The organism is Streptomyces sp. NPDC059788, from assembly GCF_042732265.1.
Taxonomy (GTDB): domain Bacteria; phylum Actinomycetota; class Actinomycetes; order Streptomycetales; family Streptomycetaceae; genus Streptomyces.
This window is the reverse complement of sequence record NZ_JBHWHY010000048.1, coordinates 49,437-68,042: the sequence shown is the minus strand read 5'-3', so window position 1 is coordinate 68,042 and position 18,606 is coordinate 49,437. Positions and strand designations below refer to the sequence as shown.

The 18,606-nt window shown below is 69.3% G+C and carries 22 protein-coding genes and 3 pseudogenes; 10 read left to right on the top strand and 15 right to left on the bottom strand.

Annotated elements, in window-relative coordinates; genetic code table 11:
- Window positions 1–148: 148 nt before the first annotated feature.
- The 3 genes from ACFV57_RS33335 to ACFV57_RS33325 all read right to left on the bottom strand — a co-directional run bounded on the left by ACFV57_RS33335 (window position 149) and on the right by ACFV57_RS33325 (window position 1,584).
- Window positions 149–583 carry a DUF2267 domain-containing protein gene (locus ACFV57_RS33335; protein WP_385239874.1) on the bottom strand — a complete coding sequence of 145 codons (435 nt, stop codon included), beginning with the start codon at window positions 581–583 and terminating at the stop codon, window positions 149–151.
- 68 nt (window positions 584–651) lie between these two features.
- A complete protein-coding gene (locus tag ACFV57_RS33330) occupies window positions 652–1,047 on the bottom strand; it encodes a DUF2267 domain-containing protein (protein WP_385239872.1) in 396 nt (131 codons plus the stop codon).
- Between the two features lie 105 nt (window positions 1,048–1,152).
- Window positions 1,153–1,584, bottom strand: coding sequence for an Hsp20/alpha crystallin family protein (locus tag ACFV57_RS33325; protein WP_385239870.1), 432 nt, complete (start codon window positions 1,582–1,584; stop codon window positions 1,153–1,155).
- A 128-nt stretch (window positions 1,585–1,712) separates the two neighbouring features.
- Here ACFV57_RS33325 and ACFV57_RS33320 point away from each other — a divergent pair, with 128 nt between their 5' ends.
- Window positions 1,713–2,396, top strand: coding sequence for a type III effector protein (locus ACFV57_RS33320; RefSeq protein WP_385239868.1), 684 nt, complete (start codon window positions 1,713–1,715; stop codon window positions 2,394–2,396).
- A gap of 177 nt (window positions 2,397–2,573) precedes the next feature.
- On the opposite strand, the gene ACFV57_RS33315 is transcribed toward ACFV57_RS33320, so the two are convergent.
- Both ACFV57_RS33315 and ACFV57_RS33310 read right to left on the bottom strand, forming a co-directional pair.
- Window positions 2,574–2,777 carry a hypothetical protein gene (locus tag ACFV57_RS33315; RefSeq protein ID WP_385239866.1) on the bottom strand — a complete coding sequence of 68 codons (204 nt, stop codon included), beginning with the start codon at window positions 2,775–2,777 and terminating at the stop codon, window positions 2,574–2,576.
- A 50-nt stretch (window positions 2,778–2,827) separates the two neighbouring features.
- Entirely contained in the window at window positions 2,828–3,619 is a 792-nt protein-coding gene (locus ACFV57_RS33310; protein ID WP_385239864.1) for a MerR family transcriptional regulator, read from the bottom strand.
- 207 nt (window positions 3,620–3,826) lie between these two features.
- Between ACFV57_RS33310 and ACFV57_RS33305 the strand changes: the two genes are divergently transcribed.
- Complete coding sequence (locus tag ACFV57_RS33305) at window positions 3,827–4,993, top strand: serine hydrolase domain-containing protein (protein WP_385239862.1); 1,167 nt, start codon at window positions 3,827–3,829, stop codon at window positions 4,991–4,993.
- A 21-nt stretch (window positions 4,994–5,014) separates the two neighbouring features.
- Here ACFV57_RS33305 and ACFV57_RS33300 read toward each other — a convergent pair whose 3' ends face one another.
- Window positions 5,015–5,518, bottom strand: a complete 504-nt coding sequence (locus ACFV57_RS33300) for a hypothetical protein (protein ID WP_385239860.1) — start codon at window positions 5,516–5,518, stop codon at window positions 5,015–5,017.
- On the opposite strand from ACFV57_RS33300, the gene ACFV57_RS33295 reads away from it, so the two are divergent.
- Window positions 5,502–5,735 carry a hypothetical protein gene (locus ACFV57_RS33295; protein ID WP_385239858.1) on the top strand — a complete coding sequence of 78 codons (234 nt, stop codon included), beginning with the start codon at window positions 5,502–5,504 and terminating at the stop codon, window positions 5,733–5,735. The genes ACFV57_RS33300 and ACFV57_RS33295 overlap by 17 nt on opposite strands.
- On the opposite strand, the pseudogene ACFV57_RS33290 reads toward ACFV57_RS33295, so the two are convergent.
- Window positions 5,643–6,245, bottom strand: a pseudogene (locus ACFV57_RS33290) (hypothetical protein); the annotation flags it as partial. The gene ACFV57_RS33295 and the pseudogene ACFV57_RS33290 sit on opposite strands and share 93 nt — an antisense overlap.
- A gap of 184 nt (window positions 6,246–6,429) precedes the next feature.
- Window positions 6,430–6,996, bottom strand: a complete 567-nt coding sequence (locus tag ACFV57_RS33285; protein ID WP_385239856.1) for a TetR/AcrR family transcriptional regulator — start codon at window positions 6,994–6,996, stop codon at window positions 6,430–6,432.
- 144 nt (window positions 6,997–7,140) lie between these two features.
- Between ACFV57_RS33285 and ACFV57_RS33280 the strand changes: the two genes are divergently transcribed.
- Together ACFV57_RS33280 and ACFV57_RS33275 are read left to right on the top strand one after the other, a co-directional pair.
- On the top strand, window positions 7,141–8,607 hold the full coding sequence (locus tag ACFV57_RS33280) for an MFS transporter (RefSeq protein ID WP_385239854.1): 1,467 nt from the start codon (window positions 7,141–7,143) through the stop codon (window positions 8,605–8,607).
- Window positions 8,608–8,687: 80 nt separating this feature from the next.
- Entirely contained in the window at window positions 8,688–9,887 is a 1,200-nt protein-coding gene (locus ACFV57_RS33275) for an FAD-dependent monooxygenase (RefSeq protein ID WP_385239852.1), read from the top strand.
- A gap of 535 nt (window positions 9,888–10,422) precedes the next feature.
- On the opposite strand, the gene ACFV57_RS33270 is transcribed toward ACFV57_RS33275, so the two are convergent.
- Window positions 10,423–11,178 carry an SDR family oxidoreductase gene (locus ACFV57_RS33270; protein WP_385239850.1) on the bottom strand — a complete coding sequence of 252 codons (756 nt, stop codon included), beginning with the start codon at window positions 11,176–11,178 and terminating at the stop codon, window positions 10,423–10,425.
- Between the two features lie 246 nt (window positions 11,179–11,424).
- On the bottom strand, window positions 11,425–11,751 hold the full coding sequence (locus ACFV57_RS33265; protein ID WP_385239849.1) for a hypothetical protein: 327 nt from the start codon (window positions 11,749–11,751) through the stop codon (window positions 11,425–11,427).
- A gap of 85 nt (window positions 11,752–11,836) precedes the next feature.
- Here ACFV57_RS33265 and ACFV57_RS33260 point away from each other — a divergent pair, with 85 nt between their 5' ends.
- Window positions 11,837–12,436 carry a GNAT family N-acetyltransferase gene (locus ACFV57_RS33260; protein WP_385239847.1) on the top strand — a complete coding sequence of 200 codons (600 nt, stop codon included), beginning with the start codon at window positions 11,837–11,839 and terminating at the stop codon, window positions 12,434–12,436.
- A gap of 54 nt (window positions 12,437–12,490) precedes the next feature.
- On the opposite strand, the gene ACFV57_RS33255 is transcribed toward ACFV57_RS33260, so the two are convergent.
- The gene (locus tag ACFV57_RS33255) at window positions 12,491–13,402 is read right to left on the bottom strand and encodes a LysR family transcriptional regulator (protein ID WP_385239845.1); all 912 of its coding nucleotides are present in this window, start codon (window positions 13,400–13,402) and stop codon (window positions 12,491–12,493) included.
- Between the two features lie 143 nt (window positions 13,403–13,545).
- Between ACFV57_RS33255 and ACFV57_RS33250 the strand changes: the two genes are divergently transcribed.
- Window positions 13,546–14,601, top strand: coding sequence for a YncE family protein (locus ACFV57_RS33250; protein ID WP_385239843.1), 1,056 nt, complete (start codon window positions 13,546–13,548; stop codon window positions 14,599–14,601).
- 28 nt (window positions 14,602–14,629) lie between these two features.
- The gene (locus ACFV57_RS33245) at window positions 14,630–14,770 is read left to right on the top strand and encodes a hypothetical protein (protein WP_385239912.1); all 141 of its coding nucleotides are present in this window, start codon (window positions 14,630–14,632) and stop codon (window positions 14,768–14,770) included.
- On the opposite strand, the pseudogene ACFV57_RS33240 reads toward ACFV57_RS33245, so the two are convergent.
- A pseudogene (locus ACFV57_RS33240) lies at window positions 14,751–14,910 on the bottom strand (IS5/IS1182 family transposase); the annotation flags it as partial. The gene ACFV57_RS33245 and the pseudogene ACFV57_RS33240 sit on opposite strands and share 20 nt — an antisense overlap.
- A gap of 9 nt (window positions 14,911–14,919) precedes the next feature.
- Between ACFV57_RS33240 and ACFV57_RS33235 the strand changes: the two are divergent.
- Window positions 14,920–15,186, top strand: a complete 267-nt coding sequence (locus tag ACFV57_RS33235) for a hypothetical protein (protein WP_385239841.1) — start codon at window positions 14,920–14,922, stop codon at window positions 15,184–15,186.
- Here the strand turns inward: ACFV57_RS33235 and ACFV57_RS33230 are convergent.
- Together ACFV57_RS33230 and ACFV57_RS33225 are read right to left on the bottom strand one after the other, a co-directional pair.
- Window positions 15,170–15,595, bottom strand: coding sequence for a hypothetical protein (locus ACFV57_RS33230; RefSeq protein WP_385239839.1), 426 nt, complete (start codon window positions 15,593–15,595; stop codon window positions 15,170–15,172). The genes ACFV57_RS33235 and ACFV57_RS33230 overlap by 17 nt on opposite strands.
- A gap of 165 nt (window positions 15,596–15,760) precedes the next feature.
- Window positions 15,761–16,084: a hypothetical protein gene (locus ACFV57_RS33225; protein ID WP_385239837.1), complete on the bottom strand. Its 324-nt coding sequence runs from the start codon at window positions 16,082–16,084 to the stop codon at window positions 15,761–15,763.
- A 1,038-nt stretch (window positions 16,085–17,122) separates the two neighbouring features.
- Here ACFV57_RS33225 and ACFV57_RS33220 point away from each other — a divergent pair.
- Window positions 17,123–17,779, top strand: a complete 657-nt coding sequence (locus tag ACFV57_RS33220; protein ID WP_385239835.1) for an HAD family hydrolase — start codon at window positions 17,123–17,125, stop codon at window positions 17,777–17,779.
- Between the two features lie 64 nt (window positions 17,780–17,843).
- On the opposite strand, the pseudogene ACFV57_RS33215 reads toward ACFV57_RS33220, so the two are convergent.
- Window positions 17,844–18,478, bottom strand: a pseudogene (locus ACFV57_RS33215) (DDE-type integrase/transposase/recombinase); the annotation flags it as partial.
- Window positions 18,479–18,606 lie beyond the last annotated feature (128 nt).

Here is an 18,606-nt window from a genome sequence, read left to right as displayed (position 1 = left end):
GACCGTGACGCGCTACGTGCTCTGTGCTCTGTGCTCTGTGCTCTGTGCTCTGTGCTCTGTGCTCTGTGCTCTGTGCTCTGTGCTCTGTGCTGCGCGTGTACGCGTCACGGTCACCGGCATGCAGTGGCGCCGGAAAGGCGCGGCCCGGCTATGCGGCTTGGGTGAGTTCGGCGCGGCCGAACAGCAGCGCGTAGCCGGAGGGGAGCCGGCACAGGATGCGGGTCAGCAGTTCGGGGCCGGCGTGGGCCGCGACGGCGGAGAAGACGGATCCGGTGTCCCAGCGGGTGGTGGCCAGGGAGGCGCCGGTGCGGGCGGCGAGGTCCTTGACGAAGGCCCAGCCGCCCAGCGGCCGGGCGTCGGGGATCTGGGCGGTGAGGATGCGCGCGGCTTCGACGGGGAGGCGGGCGGCCAGTTCGACGCGTTCGTCGCCGGTCAGCTGGCGCCCCAGTCCCGAAAGGACGAGGCGGACGGCTTCCTCGGCCTTCTCCCGGGTGGGGTAGGCGCCGTCGTAGCGGACCTTTCCCAGCATGTGCTCGTATGCCTTGCTGTAGGGCCGCTGGAGCGGTGCGCTGTGGTCGGACATCACTGCGGTGGTTGCCTTTCTGTCACCAGGTCGTGGCGGCCGGCGTGCGGTCGCCGAGGGGTGGGTGGTCAGGTGGGCTGGGGGCGGCCGAAGAGGAGGCCGTAGCCTGCGGGGAGCTGGAGCAGGATCTGTTTGAGGAGGTCGGCGCCGGTGGCGTCGGCGACCGTGGAAAGGACGGCGCCGACATCCCAGACCGCGGTCTGTTCGGTCGCGCCCTCGATCCAGGCCGCGGTCGCGCGCACGAAACGCTCCGGGGGCAACGGCTCGGCGCTCTGCGGCGGGTTGAGCAGGATCAGGGCGAAGCCCTCGGGCAGACGCGCCGCCAGCTGGGCGCGTACCTCACCGACCAGGTGTGCGCCCAGCAGGGCGAGCACCACGCGGGCCGCGCGATCGGCTTCCTGCGGGGTCTTGTACTCGCCGCGTTCCTTCACCTGGTCGAGGAACGCTTCCCGTCGCACCGTCATGCCGGCCGTCACCCCTCCCTCGGCCCACGGAGGCGCGGAGGACAGGCCCCGGGCGGAGAACAGGTACCCGTCCTCCGCCGCTGTTCAGCCCTCATCGGGCCCGGCTCAGTGGGAGATCTCCTTGCGGCCCGAACCGACACCGATGGCGATCTTGCGGGGCTTGGCGCGCTCGGCGATCGGGATACGCAGGGTGAGCACGCCCGCGTCGTAGTCGGCCTGGATGTGCTCGGTGTCCAGCGTGTCGGCCAGCACGATCTGGCGGGAGAAGATGCCCAGCGGCCGCTCCGACAGTTCCATCTGCACGTCGTCGGCCTTCTTCGCGGGACGGCGCTCGGCCTTGACGGTCAGCATGTTGCGTTCGACGTCGATGTCGATCGCGTCCGCGGTGACGCCGGGGAGGTCGAAGGCCACCACGTACTGGTCGCCCTCGCGGTAGGCGTCCATCGGCATCGGGGACGGCCTGGACCAGGTGCCCGGTCCCATCAGCTGCTGGGCGAGCCGGTCCAGCTCACGGAAGGGGTCGGTGCGCATCAACATGGTCAAACACCTCCAGGAAGGTTCGGGCAGTTGCTGCCAATGCGCTTCGCTGAAACCGTTGTAACATGTCATCCAATGGATGACAAGCATCGTGTCGTCCAAAGGATGACCACCCGAGGGAGGTGCCTATGACCCCGGCCGACCAGCCGTCATCGTCCAGCGCCCCACCACACAGCCCGGCGTCGTTCCTCGCCGCCGCGGCCGCCCTGCACGCCATAGACGACGCCCTACTTGCTGCCCGGCATGAGGTCCCCGGGGCTGCCGAGACCCACGACGTCGGCCCGGAGCAGGCCCTGGCCTCGCTTCTGCTGCTGCGGCAGGTCCGCGAGCGGCTCGCCGGATGGGAGACCGGCCTGATCGAAACCGCCCGCGACGCGGGTGCCAGCTGGGCCGACCTCGCCCACCCTCTCGGCGTCGCCAGCCGCCAGGCCGCCGAGCGCCGCTACCTGCGCGGCCGCCCCGGCCCCGCGGGAACCACCGGTGAACAGCGCGTCCAGGCCACCCGCGAACGCCGCGCCGCCGAACGCACCACCGCCGCCTGGGCCCGCCACAACGCAGCCGAGCTGCGCCGCATCGCCGGCCAGATCACCGCCCTCACCGACCTGCCCGCCGCGGCCCGCAACCCGCTCAGCCAGCTCCACGCGGCCCTCGCCCACGACGACCCCGCCGACCTCATCCACCCCCTCAACACCACCCGCCCCCACCTCACCCCCGACCACCCCGACCTCGCTGTCCAGCTCGATGCTCTGACGAACCCCGCCACGAACCCGGCGGCCTCGCACCCGGACCGAGATGCGGGATCGACCGTGTGATCAGGCGAGCGAACTCTCACTTCTCGTCCCCCGGTTGGCCCCCGGGCCGTGCCGCTGAACAGTCATTCTCAGCCGGGCGGCGGTCAGGCATTCCGCGATCACCTGATGACCATCCTTGTCTGCGACGCCCATAAGACCAGTCACAGACCCGTGTACCGGGCCGGTCCTCGGCCCGCCTTACCCCAACGCCGTGTCGGTGCGCTGGCCGTCCGGTGAGGTGTGGAGTCCGGGCTCAATGACCTCGCGGGCCACAGTGGTCGGCAGCCGGTCGTGGCTGCGGGGATGGTGGCGTACCGCGTTCAAGGCGTGGTTGAGGTAGGTGTTGCGGCGGGCGGCGAAGCTGCCTCGTACCGCCTCACCGAGGAATACGCGACACCTCAACCTGCGAGCCCACCAGTCCCGAGGCCCGATCCCGGGGAGACGGGTGGCCGTCATGGAGGCGAAACGTCGATGCCGGCCGCGCGCAGATTCGCCTCGACCAGCGCGTTCAGCCGGGCGATGGACGGTGCCTCGTCCGCCCGGTGACCGTTGACCACCGCGTACCGGGAGGCGGCGTCGGACCGCTTCCGAACCCCGGACGGCATCGACGGCAGCGCGCGGTCGGCCAGTACCTTGCCGGCCAGCGCGGCCGCCAGCTCCTCGATGCGCGGGTCGTCCGGGTCCCAGGCCCTCGCTTCCCAGCCGCGCCGGGTCAGCTCGACGTGCTCGGGGTCGTCCAGGAGACGTTCCAGCCGGGTCAGGAAGCTGTCGAGGATCTCCGGCATCAGCGCCCGGAGCAGCACCAGAGCCTCCCGTTGGACGGCTACGTAGTCCGGGCCGAAGCCGGCACCGGCGAGCCGGTCCAGCACCGCGCAGGCCCGGTCGGGCAGCAGGGCCCGGTCGCCGTGGATGAGCCGGTGCAGCGTGTCGCGGCGCGCGGTCAGGTCCTCGATCTGTTCGGTGAGCCGGCGACGGACGTCGTCCAGGGCGGCGGCGAACCGCTCGGGGCCGGTGTCCAGCAGGTCGGCGATCCCGGCCAGCGGCACGCCGGCTCCGGCCAGGGTCCGTACCTGGATCAGCCGGTGCAGGTCGGCCGACCCGTAGCGCCGGTAGCCGGAACTGTCCCGGTCCGGCTCGGCGACCAGGCCGAGCCGGTGATAGTGCCGCACGGTCTTGACCGTGATGCCCACGAACGCCGCCGCCTGGCCGATCGTGAGCCCGTTCGCCGGGTTACGGGTGATCACAGCGGCGAGGGTAGCGCGCCTCCGCGGCAGTGCGGCACCCCTCGGGGGTGCCGGCGGCGCAAGGTCACGACGGAGCTTGACCTTGACCTTGGGTCAGGGTGAACGCTCAGCTCATCGCCGCCTCCACGGGGCCGGTGGCCACCTTCACGGCCATCGCTGCGCGGCCCGAGCGGTGCCGCGTACCCGCAGACCTGACAAGGAACGACCATGAGCGAGTCCCCGCACACCACCGCGCACGCCGGCACCACCGGGCCGGACCGCCCGGAACTGCGCAACGCCCTCCAGGAGATCGTCGATTCCGGTATCACCGGAGTGCACCTGCGCGTGCAGGACGAGCGGGGCAGGTGGGCCGGCAGTGCCGGGGTGGCCGAACTGGGCGCACACGCCGAGCCTCCGGCCGACGGGCACGTGCGGATCGGCAGCAACACCAAGACCTTCACCGCGACCCTGGTGCTGCAGCTGGTGGCCGAGGGAAAGGTCGAACTGGACGTCCCGGCAGCCGTTTACCTGCCCGGGTACGGGCTGGACGAACGCATCACGGTGCGCATGCTCTTGCAGCACACCAGCGGGGTGTTCAACTTCACCGGCGAGCACTACGAGGACGGGACGGTGGCGCCGGGGATCCCCTCCACCATCTCGGGCAAGGAGTGGGTGGACAACCGGTTTCACACCTACCGGCCCGAGGAACTGGCACGGCTGGCGCTGTCCCGGCCCGCGCGGTTCGAGCCGGGGACGGACTGGAGCTACTCCAACACGAACTACGTACTGGCCAGACTGCTGGTCGAGAAGGTCACCGGCCGCTCGTGCGCCGAAGTGACACAGCAGCGAATCGTGCGGCCGCTCGGTCTGTCGGGCACCGTCGTGCCGGGCGCCTCGCCGGAGATCCCCAGGCCGTACGCCCACGCGTACTACCGGTACGAGGACGCCGGCCGCCAGGAGACGGTCGACGTCACCCGCCACAATCCCTCTTGGATCTCCGCCGGCGGCGACATGATATCCACCACCCAGGACCTCCACACGTTCATCTCCGCACTGGCAGGCGGCCGGCTCCTGCCCGCCCCGCTGCTGGCCGAGATGGCAAAGCCGCACCCCAAGAGCGGTTTCGGCCTGGGGCTGCGCGTGCAGGAAACGGGCCCCGGCGGCGACACGCTGCTCTTCCACAATGGGGGCGCCGCCGGCCACGCCGCGCTGATGTACAGCACATCCGACGGCAGCAAGACCCTGACCGCCTCGCTGAATTATGTGGACGACGCCGCGTTGTCGCTGGCCGGAGCGTTCCTGAAGGCGCAGGACAGGCTCGTGCGGGAAGTGTTCTGCGGCGAGGGGACCGGACCGGCCGGCGAGGCGACCGAGCCTGCTCAGCCGGCGAGCTGAGGGCGGGGGCAGTGCATGCGGTCAGTCTCGACGGTCCCCTCGGTAAAGTTGCCGGATGTAGACCGTCGCGGCGTTCCGCAGCACGGTGTGGGCGTTCCGGCTGCGCTCGCGGCCCTCGGCCAGCGCGGCCTCGACCTCGTCGGCGAAACGGCCGTCGGTGACCGGGCCGAGGGGGATGTCGGCCAGCTCGATCGCCGACCAGACCGCCGCGCTGGCCGGGGTACGCAGCGCGGGATCGGCGGTGACCAACGCGAGCCGGTCAATGGCCCGGGTGACCTCGGAGCGGGCCCGGTACAGAGCGACGCGGTCCTCACGGCTCTGGCTCCTGCCCTCCCGCAGATCGGCGATGCTCAGCCAGTACTGCTCGCGGTAGGTGATCACAGCGCCCAGGAGTTGGTGCACGGCACCGGCGATCTCCTGCCGCTGCTGGTCGGCGCGCGTACGGCGCTCCGCCCACAGCTGGGTGGCGCCGGCCAGGGCGACCCCGGCCAGCGTGCCCAGGACAGCGATGATGCTGGACCACATCAGCGGGTCTCCTCGGTTCGGCCGGGTCGTCGGCAGCTACCGCGCGGGCGGGCCACCAGCCGTCGATGTGCACCGTCACGTACAGCTCCCCGGGGGCGGCGCCATGCTGGCCGGGGCCGCCGAGTTCACGGAGCCGAATCCTCTGGCCTTCCCGGACGCCGGCAGGGATGCGGACCTGGTGGATGCGCTGCTCATGGACGATCTGGCCCTCCCCTGACAGGTGGTGCACGCGCTCGCCGCCTGTTCGTCTTCCCTGGTGGCGCAGGCCGGGCAGGCTTTGCGGGCGGTGCGGGGTAGGGGGATGACCGCCCCGTCGGCGGCCCAGTGCGCGGCGGATAGGGCGTCCGCAACACAAGCCGCCGGGTACAGGGTCTTCGGCAAGGGCAGGCGTCCGGCTTCCAGTACGGCGCTGGCGGTCAGCACCTTGACTGCCACCAGCCGGCCGACCTTGGGATCGTGCGCCTTCCCGACCTGTCCGAACCCGCCCGCACCGATCGGCTCGATCAACCGGTAAGGGCCATCCAGCACGATCCCTGCCCGCACGACTCCCCCTTCGCTGCGCACCGCGGCACACGGCGACGCACGGCGCACGACGTACCAGGCGTGTACCCGGCACGCTACGCCCGAGGGACCCGCCACGACAGGGGAAGGTGATCTGTGCTCCGCAGCCGTGGCCCCATAGGTGGCGCGGCGGTGCGCCGTCGAGGGGCCGGACGAAGATGAGCATCACAGAGCGGCGCAAGCGCCGGGCCAGGGCGGCGTTCACGGTGTCGGCAACGGAGAACGCCGGCGGAGTGGTCGCCCGGGGCAGGAGGGGCAGACGAGCTCCGACTCGACGTCCGACGGCTCATGACGACGTATCACCCGACCATGGCCCACCACACCACATCACGCGAAGACACGGCCACGGCCTAGCGGACCAGCGGGAGAAAAACCGTGTCGACGATCTCCTCGATCACCTCGGGTGGTACCTGCCGCAGCGTCATCATCGTCTCGCCTCGGAGCAGGTCGAAGGGGAGGTTGGCGATGCGTGGTGTGAGCTTGGCCGGATCGAGCTCGCCGCGTTCGATGGCACGCTGCATGATCTCGTCGCGCCCGGAGCGGCGGCCCGCGATGATCATCTCGCGCAGATCGGCGAAGCTGGTCTCGGTCTCGGCGAAGTAGCCGGCGAGCAGCAGGCTGAGTTGGACGATGAACGGTCCCTGCCTCTCGCTCGCCTCGGTGAGGGTGGCGATCAGGTCGCCGCGCAGGCTCCCGGTGTCGGCCGGGGGAACCAGCAGGTCGGCGTTGCGGCGTACGACTGCGGCCTCGACCAGCTTCCGCTTGTCCGCCCAGCGCCGGTAGAGCACCGGCTTGCTGGTGCCGGCTCGCCGGGCGACGGAGTCGACGGTCAGGTTCGCGTACCCCCGCTCGCGCAACTCGTCCCAGGCCGCTTCGAGGATCGCCGCCTCAAGCGCTTCGCCGCGCCGTCGTCCCACAACGCTCCTTCCGTAGAACCGTTTTAGAACCGTTGACGTTTCTTATCGCCACACCCTACTCTCGCGAATAAGAAACTCGTGCGTATCTTGTAGCCGCCGACCGGCCGCCCAGCGCCGTCGTCGGCCCGCAGTGAGGAGTCCTCGATGCAGCAGAACGGAACCGGAAGCACCGATACCGAATCGGGCACAGGAGGGAACGGGCGACTCGTCGGCCTGGTGACCGTCCTGGCCCTGGTGAACTTCGTGGTCGACTCGGCCATCACCGCGCCACTGCTCGTCCTCCCGGAGATGCTCGACCATTTCGGTACCGGCCAGGCGGCGTGGCTCAACGCCACCGCGATGCTGGCGGGAGTGATGTGGGCGCCGCTGCTCGGAAAGAGCGCCGACATCCACGGCAAACGCGCCGTGCTCATACTGGCGTTGCTCATCAGTTGCGCGGGCGCCCTCTTATGCGCCGTGGCCCCCAGCATCTGGATGTTCGTCCTCGGCCGCATGCTCCAAGGGGCGGCTCTGGCCGCCATGTTCCTCTCCGTCGCCATCGTTCGCGGTGTCTGCCCGCCCCGCATCGCGATGATCATCGTGGGCATCGTCACGTCCGGCTCCGCGGCCCTCAACATCGCGTCCCGTTTCCTCATCGAGCAGCTGGCCGAGGAGTTCGGTTTCCAGATCCTGTTCCTGGTATCGGCCTTCGTCGCGGCCGTGATGGTGATCTGCGTACGCACCGTCGTCCCCGAGTCCCCGGTCAAGCGACCGGGCAGGATCGACGTCGGCGGCGCCCTTCTCCTCGGCGGGGGCCTCGCCGGGATGCTGGGCTACGTCAGTCTGGGCTCGGACCTCGGCTGGCTCGCCGTCGGTCCGCTGGCTCTCCTCGTCGGCGGCGTCGCAGCGCTGGCCAGGTGGTTCCTGGTGTCGAGCCGCAAGCCCGACTCCCTGATCGACATCGGGGACCTCGGCGGCTCCTTGGTGCTCACGCTGCTCGTCGTCTTCCTCGCAGCCGGTGCGTACCAGAGCCTGCTCCAGCTCGTCCCGCTCATCGGCGGCACCTCGGCCGAACAGCAACTCGGTTATGGACTGGCCGACCAGGGATCGGTAGCGCTGCTGCTCGCGGCGCCGGGGCTCGGCGTCACGCTCGGAGGCCCGGCCGCCGGGTGGCTTGCCGCACGCATCGGGCCTGCCGCGACGTTGGCCGGGGCGGTCGTGCTCGGAACGGTGGTGAGCCTCGGCATGTTCCTCGGCGCTTCCCGGCTTCCCGCCGCGCTCTGCTGCGGATTCCTGTTGGGTGTCACGGCAGGAGCGCTCGGGACTTCCGGCTTCAACGTGGCGGGGAGCCTGGCGTCCGCCGAACGGCAGGGCATCGTGTCCAGCCTGGTCATGGTCGTGCTCTCGGTCGGGGCGGTGGTGCTGGACTTCGTGGGCGCGGCCGTGCTCAAGTCGACCGCCGTGACGGTCGACGGCGGCACAGTGAATTCGGCCACGGGCGTGTTCAGCTACATCGCGATCGCCTGCGGCGCGTTCACGATAGCCGCGGTCCTGGCCGTCATGCTCGTACGAAGCACCGGCCTCCGCCACCACACTTCGCCTTCGCCCGGTCTCAAGCGGGAAAGGGTGTGAGGGGCGGACGCCATGTCCCTCCGAAAAGACCACATGTGCTGCAAACCACCCCTCGACTAACGCGACTTAAGGGTTGATTAATGAACGCTAAAACTGCACCCAAAGGTACGGTACTGGTTTCCGGCGCGAGCATCGCGGGGCCCGCCGTGGCGTACTGGTTGCATCGATACGGGTACGCGGTGACGGTGGTGGAAAAGTCCACCGGACTGCGGGGTGGCGGCTATCCGATCGATGTGCGTGGCAGCGCGGTGGAGGTGGTTCGCCGGATGGGGATCCTGCCCCGGCTCCAGGAAGCGCATATCGAGTCGCGTCGGGTGACGTTCCTCAACGCCGACGGTAGTGAGGCGGCCGTGGTTCACCCGCAGGCGGTGACCGGCGGGGTCGAGGGACACGATGTCGAGGTGCCTCGCGGGGTACTGGCGGAGATCCTGTACGAAACCGTCCGCGACGAGGTGGAATTCGTATTCGACGACTCCATCGAAACCCTCACGGAACACGAGCACGGCGTCGACGTCGCCTTCCGCAGCGGCGCCCAGCGGGGCTTCGACCTGGTACTGGGTGCGGACGGGCTGCACTCGCGCACCCGCGAACTCGCCCTCGGTCCCGAGCGGCAGTTCCACCGCTACCTGGGGTATTGCTTCAGCATCTTCACCATGCCGAACACCTATGGGCTCTCCCACGAAGTACTCTTTTGGAATACTCCTGGAAGGGCCGCGGCACTCTACGCGGTCAGAGACAGCAACGAGCTGTACGCCTTCCTCAACTTCACGCACCCCGAACCACCGTACGAAGTCCTCCGCGACCCCAAGGCACAACGTGACCTCGTCACCGCCACCTTCGCCGACGACGGGTGGGAAATCCCGGCTATGGTCGCCACCATGCACGACGCGCACGACACGTTCTTCGACACCGTGAGCCAAATCCGCATGCCGTCGTGGTCCAGCGGCCGGGTCGCGCTCATCGGCGATGCCGCCTACGCGCCGTCGTTCCTGACCGGGCAAGGATCCAGTCTTGCCCTCGTGGGCGCCTACATGCTCGCCGGCTCGCTGGCCGCCCATCGCGACCACACCGCGGCCTTCGCCGCCTACCAACACGACACCCGCGGATTCGTCGAATCGAATCAGGCACAGGTCGGCGAAGGCGACGCAGCACTCATTCCCACCACCGCCGAAGCCTTGGAGAAGCGCAACAACAAACTCCGTGGCCTGACCACCTCGCCCCCGCCAACCGGACGCCCGGCCCACACAGACCTTCCGAACTTCCCGGCCCCCTGGCGGTGAGCAGCGAGAAGGTGTGCGGTTTGGCGGCGACCGGGGCGGTGGCCTCGGTCATGGCGTCAGATAAGCCCTGACAGTGAAGGTGCGTCAGGCAAATCCACAACGCGGCCGGCCCCGGCAGCGGTCGAAGGAGGTCTACGCCGACCGCGGCTACGACCACGACTGCTACCGCCGCCAGCTCTGGGCCAAGGCATCAAGCCCGTCATCACCCGCCGGGGCACCGCCCACGGCTCCGGGCCGGGAACCAGGCGGCGAGCCGCTGAACAGACCAGCGCACCGCTGCACTGGTTCGGCCGCCTGCGCATCCGCCGGGAAACCCGCGACGACATCCACGAAGCATTCCTGAAACCCGCCTGCTCACTCATCTGCTGACAACGCCTGCGCCCCACATTGCGTCAGGAGCTCTAAGAGCCCCACACGCCGAAGAAGGCCAGCGGCAAGAAGACCACCACCAAGACACCGGCGAAGAAATGGACGACTGACGGCCGCCGCGCCGGCTGACTGCCGCCGGGCACGAACCGCCGGCCTGGGGGTGGAGTCACCGCAGGGTGTAGCCGCCGTCGGGATAGAGGGTGGAACCGGTCGTGAAGCCGTTGGTGAAGAGGAACATCACAGCGTGGGCGATGTCGTCCTCGGTGCCCAGCCGGTGCAGGATCGTGTCCCTGCGGTACTGCGCGAAGGCGCCTTCGCGGTCTGCGGCCGGACGCTGTGCCCAGAGGTTGCCGTCGATGGTGCCGGGCGAGACGACGTTGACGCGGACTGGTGCGAGTTCGAGGGCCAGCCCTCGCCCGAGTCCTTCGATCGCTGCGTTGCACGCAGCATAGGCGGGTGCGGGCGCCGGGGGCCGGGCCCCGGCGGCACCGGACATCAGTACCACGGATCCATCCGCCGCCAGCTTTGGCGCGGCATATCGCACGGCGTGGTACTGGCCCCAGAATTTGGAGACGAACGGGCTCGCCGCCTCCTCGTCGCTCAGCTCCAGCATCGGGCCCACCTGGTAGGAGGCGGCAGAGGTGAACAGATGGTCCACGCGGTCGACTTCCGCGAAGAACGCCGCGAGCGAGGCGCCGTCCGTGACGTCCACGGTCCGCCAGGTCGCCGAGTCACCCACCTCCTCCGTCGCGGCGGCCAGGCGCGCGGGAGTGCGGCCTCCCAGTACGACACGAGCGCCGGCTGCGGCCGCATGATGCGCGACCCGCAGCCCGATGCCCGAACCACCGCCGATCAGCACGACCGTACGCCCTTCGAGGCGCCCGTCGTGGTGGGCTTCGGCGTCAAGGGGCAGCTGGCTCATGGCGGTTCCTTATCGGCGCATCGCACATACGTGATCAACATCAGGCAACCCGACGACGCGTGGCCCTATTCCCCTTCCCGATGGCGAACAGCGGTGCCACCTGATGTCCCGGAGACCTGCTGTCGGGACCTGACCAGGGCGCTTCAGCGGGCGTGGATGGTGGTTTCGCTGCCGAGCATCCGTCCTCTCCGCGCGAGCGGAGGTGAGCCCGCGCTGCTTGCTGCGGTGATTGGGCAGTTCGCTGGGTTAGGAGTCGGTGGTGTCATCGTGAGGGGCGTGTTGGGTGAGCAGGTCGTTGAGGTGGGCCAATGGTGCGGTCCGGGGCCAGGGAAGCTGCTCCTGGCGGCCGCTCCAGGTCAGATGCACCACTGCCCAGGGCAAGGCGCGGTCGGTGACATGGAACAGGACGTCGTCGCAGGCTTCGCACCGTGCCGCCGCGCGAACGCGAGCACCGTACAGCGGGTGGTCCGGCGGCAGTTCGCGGTGAAGTTCCCGCTCCAGGCTGTGCAGGCCGCCGTCGGGCACCCACCACGGGGCGGGAAGCCGGCCGGGATCCTCCAGGGTGGGCAGCACCGTCCCATGATGGAGGACACCTCGCGGATCCTCCCCCGCAGCCCGCTCCGTGCCACCGCTCCACAGCACCGAGCCTTCCCTCCGCATGGTCGTCGGCAATCTTGAGGACTCCCTGTTCTTGCTCTGTGCGCGAAGACCCGTTCATGGTCGTCGTATGAGTAGGCACTCGGTGACCTTGAACAAGATCGTTTCGGCGGACTGGCCGGCCGTTCACTCATGGGCGTGCCTCCCGGAGGCGTGCCGCTATCAGTCCTGGGGGCCGAACACAGAGGTCCAGACGCAGGACTTCGTGGACTCCGCGTCCAGGGCATGGTCGGCTACCCCGCAGCGCCGGTTCCCTTATGTCGTCCGCGTCGGGCGGGATGTTGTGGGCATGGGTGAGCTGCATGTCCGCAGCCGTAAGCAGCGCCAGGGCGAGATCTCATACATCGTGCATCCCCGGGTATGGGGACAGGGCATCGGCACGGAAATCGGTCGGCAGCTGCTCGCACACGGGTTCGGCGAGCTGGGGCTGCACCGGATCCATGCCACCTGTGACCCGAGGAATCTCGGCTCCTCCCGCGTGCTGTCCAAGATCGGTATGACGTATGAGGGGCGCCTGCGCCACACGGCGCTGCTCCATGACGGCTGGCGGGACTCCATGGTCTTCAGCAGCCTCGAAGGAGAATGGCGCTCCACTGCGTAACTCCGCTGGCGGGATGCTGTCGTTTCCCGTGAACATCGACACCCCGAACAGCTCCTAGGCCCCACCACCCCCCGACCCGCCCCGCCCCCGCACCGCCGCAGCCAAATGCTCGCGGAACCACCGGTGGCCCGGGTCGGCCGAGTTGCAGGGGTGCCAGGCCATGCCGAAGTCCATGGGGGGCAGGTCGAGGGGGATGGGGAAGGTGCGCAGGCCGAGGGCGGAGATGGTGCCGGGGAGCCAGTCGGCGAGGGTGAGGGCGACGAGGTCGGTGTCGCGGGCGAGGATCATCGCGCTGGTGTAGCTCGGGACGACGACTGCGATCCGGCGGTGCAGCCCGCGTTCCGCGAGGGCGCTGTCGATGGGGCCGAGGCGTTTGCCGTGCCGGGAGATGCCGATGTGGCCGACCTTGGCGAAGCGGCGGGCGTCGATCCGTCCGTCGAAGAGCGGGTGACCGCTGCGGGCGACGCCCGCCACCGTCATCCGGGTCAGCGGCTGGGTACGGATCTCCGGGTCGAGGGGCCCCAGTACGCCCAGTTCCACGTCCACCGAGCCCTGCCGCAGCGCCGGGCCGCCCTCCACCGCCTCCGGCAGGAAGACCACGTCCACGTGCGGGGCTTCTTTGTGGATGCGCTCGGTCAAGGTCCCGGCCAGTCCCGACAGGAGCAGGTCGGTGGCCTGCACGGTGAAGGGGCGCTGGAGGTGGGCGGCGTCGAATCCGGCCCCGGGCCGCAGGACGTTGTCGCAGCCGCGCAGCAACGCCGCCACTTCGTCGCGGAGTTCCAGGGCGCGCGGGGTCGGGACCATGCCCTGGCCCGCGCGGACCAGCAGCGGATCACCGACTGCGCGGCGCAGCCGGGCGAGGGTACGGCTGACCGCGGCGGGCGACGTACCGAGCCGTTCGGCGGCGCGGGTCACGCTGTTCTCCTGGAGGAGGGCGTCCAGGACGCGTAGCAAGTTGAGATCCAATGAAGCTCCTGAGCTGGGATTTTACGTTTGGGGCAAGTATTGGATGCCGATCCTTGCATTGTTTGCCGGGGCGCCGCGAGCCGAGAGTGGAGAAGTCCGCGAATACGCGAGACGCCTCATCCACACCACTCAAGGAGTCCGCCATGCAGCAGTCCCCGCGCATCGGTCGGGACGGCGACGTCCTGGCCGTCGTCAGTCAGACCGGTCCGTCGGTCGCGTTCTTCGACGCCGCCTCCGACCGGCACGTCGGTACGGTGGACGTGCCGGCCCAGCCGCACGAGCTGTGCTACGACCCGACGCAGCGATTGCTGTGGTGCACCAGCACGTACCGCTCGGGCTACTACCACGCGAACAGCGGCCGGAGCACCGAACTGACCGTCATCGACCCCGACACCCGGCGCGTCGTCGAGATCATCGACCTCGCACCGGAACACGGCCCGCACGGACTGGCGCTCGACACCGCGCGCCGCCGCCTGTACGTCAGCGTGGAGGGCTCGGCGGACCGGCCGGGCGGCGTCGTGGTGATCGACACCGAGACCCGCCGACCGGTGGGCCGGATCGACACGGACGCCCCCGGACCGCACTGGTTCGCCATCGACCCGGCGGGCACGACGGGGTACGCCACCAACAAGGAGGCGCCGTTCGTGTCGGTCGTGGACCTCGAACGGGGCGTCCTCACGGCGAAGGTCGAGGTGCCGGGCAGCGAGGGGCTCGCCGTCGCCGCCGACGGCACACGGGTCTTCGTCGCCGCTCCCTACGCCGGTTCCGTCCTCGCCGGTTCCGGGGACCGGCCGGACGCCGGCATCCAGGTCATCGACGCCCGGACGGCGTCCGTCGTCGGCACTCTGCCCACGGAACACATCGTCGTACCCGTACACCTGACCTCGGCGGGCCAACTGCTCGTGGGCGAAGAGCGGATGGCATCCGACCCGGAATCCCAGACCGGAGGGCACGCGCCGGGGCGCCTCACGGGGTTCTCCGCCGGTACCGGCGAGTGCCTGGGCGGGATCGAGGTGGGGCGCGCCCCGCTGACCATCACCTCGTCGCCGGACGGCCGTCTCGCGTACGTGGCCTGCATCGCGTCGTCCACCGTCGAGGTGGTCGACCTGGAGACATGGCAGATGGTCGCCCGGCTGGACATTCCCAAGCGCGGCGAGGCGGGTGCCCACGGGCTGGCGTACATCCCGCGGGCGGCCTGAGCGCACTCCGAACCGAAGGGCCGCTTACGTGTTACGCACCGAATCGACGTGTCAGGCAGTCGGCTGGCTGGTCATGCTGGTCGGCACGGTCGCTGCCATTGCCATGCTCGTCCGGGCCGCACGACTGCTCGGCCGCATGAAGCGGCAGGCGGACAGCGGCGTCTGCTGAGGCGGCGGGGCATGAGGCCGATCGTCGCGAGCTGGATCAGGGCTTCGCTGCGGTGCGGATGGGTCTCGTACGTAGTCGCGGGCGAGTCTGCGGTGGTGCATGAGCCGCCCGATGCTGCGCTCGATGGTCCAGCGCCGCGAAATGATCACGTGGCCAGCGGCCCGGCGGGCGGCCTCTACCGCTGCGGAACCGCGCGCTTCGGCGGCATCCTCGGCGATGGCTGCCAGACCGGCAACACCATCAGCCTCGGCCCCGGCATCGCCATCGGCCCCCGCTGCCGCATCGCCAGCGGTGCCACCCTCACCGGGGGCACCGTCCCCGCCGACAGCATCATCACCGCACCCCACACGGCCGACACCCGGATCCGGCAATCACCTGCGCGCGGGCAACGGGGCACTGCTACCCGACGCGCTTGAATTCGTGGAAGTGGCAGACGTCGGGGTCGCCGATCCCTCTGTACAGGCGGGGGTTCTCGGGACTGCCCGAGACGGCGAAATCCCCGTCCGCCCCCGCCAGGACCAGGTCATCTTCAGAGAGATTTCCATGCGGCGTCTTGTGCGAGCCAGGCCGGATTCGCCAGGTGCCCCGCACCTCCTGATGGTCAGGCTCAGGGTTGTCGCCGAAGGCGTCGTACTTCGGCCAGTCAGTGGCCCGCATCGTCCCGTCAGCCTTCAGTTCCAGTTTTCCGGACGGCGAGCCGGTGTACTGGCCGACCAGGTCATGCTCGGTCAGTCCTTTCGGCCAGGCTCCCTCGGGTCCGCAGGCAAAGTACCGGGCGCACCCGGCCGAAGTCGCCGACGTGGCCACAACCAGCGAACAGGCCACGACCACAGCTTTCCAACGCATCGCGAATCCCCCCGAGTGATCAGTCAGGCAAGCGACATCAGTTTCTCAGAGCCGACGAGAGGTACAGCGGTGGGGCAGCGAAACTCTGACCGCCGCTGCGCAGTAGGGTGCTATGCGCAGCTCGTCTGGAAGTGCAAGCTCGATCTACGCTTGCGGAGGACCGGCCTCCCAGGCGATGCGCAGGTCAATGTCATGTTCGTCCGGGCACGGCCGGCCGTCGACGGGACAGAACGATTCCGGGTCCGCCCACACCCCCGGCCACATGGCCTCGGCTTGTTCAACACACATCGTGCAGATGGTTTCGGCAGCCACATTGATGGTGTCGCCCTGGGCTCCGCAGAACGCGGTACGCCATGTCATCTGCCGACAACACACCAGGTGGCTGATGTCGTCGGGGTTGCTGGAGAGCTGGAGATCGCTCTGTTCCTCCGAGAGACTGACGGGGTGTTCTATGGGGTGGTTCTGCACTATCCAGACGATAGGCCAGAGAGCGACATGAAGAAACTCGATATCGCAAGCCACCAGCGACCTCTGAGATGCAGCGGGACGTGCCGTAAGACGTTGGCGCACGAACCAGCAAAATGGGTCCATGGACAAGAATCACCCGATGCGCAGCAACGAGGGTGAGGAATATGCCGTGCCCGTGGTTACGACGGTGGCCCGTTCTTCGAGGACACCTGGCCTACCCACACGATCTGTAGTTGCTGCGGTTGGGAATCGGGCACTGTGACCATGGACCTGATGAGGGCCCGGGAACTGCGTGGTTACTGGCTCGGGCGCGGTGCGCAGTGACGGTTCCCTGAGGATCGCCCGGAGGGCTGGGATCTTCTCCAGCAACTGGACAACCGTCCCGCCCACTGGCGGTGATCACGGAGGCCGGTGCAGTGCCCCATGGGCGTGTCATGGATGGTCCTGTCATGGATGGTCCTGTCATGGACGGTGGATCTTGCCTCGGGTCGCCCAGGCTCGGATGCGGGCGTGGGGCTGGAGTTCCGTGTCCAACCCGGCCTCGCTCGCAGATCTGGCCGTACCCGTCGATCAGCTCGCCGCTTACCACCGCAACCCGCGCACCGGTGATCTCGATGCGATCGCCGAGTCGCCGTCCGCGACCGGCCAGTACCGGCCGGTCGTCGTCAGCGAGGGGTCGCTGACCGGACGGCTGAACGAAGTCCTGGCGGGGAACCACACCTTGAGGGCGGTCGTTCTCTCCGCGCAGGCGGAGGTGAACCGGCCCCGCCCGGCCCATCAACGGCGGCCCCGACGTGCTCTCTGTGCAGGCGGTGGTGACTGGCGCAGCTACTTCCCGCCACGATGGATCGGCACACAGGCGCCGCTCCGCGGCCGTACGGGCGCGTGCCGTACGGCCACAGCCCTCAGCTCACTCAGCGGGACGCCGACCTCGTCACCACGACCGCATCCGCACCTCCACCCGCCCGTGCCGGCCAGGGCAGCCGACCACGCCGCCTGGCTGGTGCGGGATCTGACGGACGAAGAACGGAGACCGCCATGCCCCACCGCTCCCCCTACCGGGCATTGATCCTGGACTTCGGCGGTGTGCTGACCGACGGCATCCGCGAAGCCCACGATGCCTGGTGCCTGGCCGAAGGGCTGTCCGTCCGAGCCTGGGAACACACCCTCGAACAGCACCCCGAAGGGCGCCGCCTGTACCGCGCCCTGGAGATCGGCGAGATAACCCAGCACACGTGGAACCGGCACACCGCACGCCTGCTCGGCCTGGTCGAAGACCACGACCTGATGGGCCGGGCATGGAGAGCCGTCCGCCCGGCCACCGCCCTTCTCAGCCTCGCCCGGTCCGCCCGCGCGGCCGGGCTGAAGCTGGCGCTGCTGTCCAACAGCTTCGGCCTCGACCCGTTCGATCCCTACCGGCACTGCGGCGTGTGGGACCTGTTCGACGTGCACGTCATCAGCGAACAAGAAGGCCTCGCCAAGCCCGACCCCAGGATCTACCAGCGCACCCTGGACCGCCTCGGCCTGCCGGCCCAGCACTGCCTGTTCGTCGACGACAACCCGGTCAACCTTCCCCCGGCCAGAGAACTGGGCATCACCGCCCTACAGGCCACTACCCAGGTCGAAACCGTCACCCGACTCTCCACCGCCCTCGCACTCCCCCTGCCCCCACAACCACCCAACACCACCACCTGAGGGACAGTGCCCTCCGCGCGAGCCGAGGTGAACCGGCGGTCAGCCAGGCCGCCACCGAGATCAACTAGGTGTATTGCCCCGTAGCGTTGTTCACTCGGTTGATGGGTGGCTGGCCTTGGAGTGCGGTGTGGCTTCGGTGGTGGTTGTAGGTGTGCGGGAAGTCTGGCAGGGCCATGGTGCGCTCGTGGTTGCCGGCGTAGGGGCGCGGGTAGGCGCATTCGTCCAGGAGGGTGCGGTTGAAGCGTTCGACCTGGTCGTTGGTCTGTGACTGGTAGGGGCGGATGCGCTGGTGGGCGGTGCCGGCCGTGTTCAGGGCCTGGGTGGACTGCTTGGCTTTGTAGCAGGAGCCGTTGTCGGTCAGGACCCGCTGGACGGTGGTGCCGTGGGCCGCGAAGAAGGCGTGGGCGCGGTGCCAGAGGCGGTGGCGGTGTGCTGGCGCTCGTCGGGCAGGACTTCGCTGTAGGCCAGGCGGGAGTGATCGTCTACGGCGGAGTGGATGTAGCTGTAGCCGACCACCGGTTCGCGGCTTTGGCGGTCGGTGGTGGTGGCTTGGCGGTTGCGGTCACCGGCCGTCCTGCCGACGGTTCGCCGACCGCCACCGTCGGGGATGTTGCCGAGCTTTTTGATGTCGGCGTGGACCGGCTGGCCGGGCCGGGCGTATTCGTAGCGGCGCACGGGGCGGCCGGGGGGGCCGGTCGACCAGCAGCCGCCTGCCGTGAACGGTCAGCCGGGCACTACGGCGGCACACGAAGACCTCCGTTGTGTGGTGCAGCTCAGACACCTCCACCACACCGGAGGTCTTCGCCATGATCAGACCAGGCGGACTG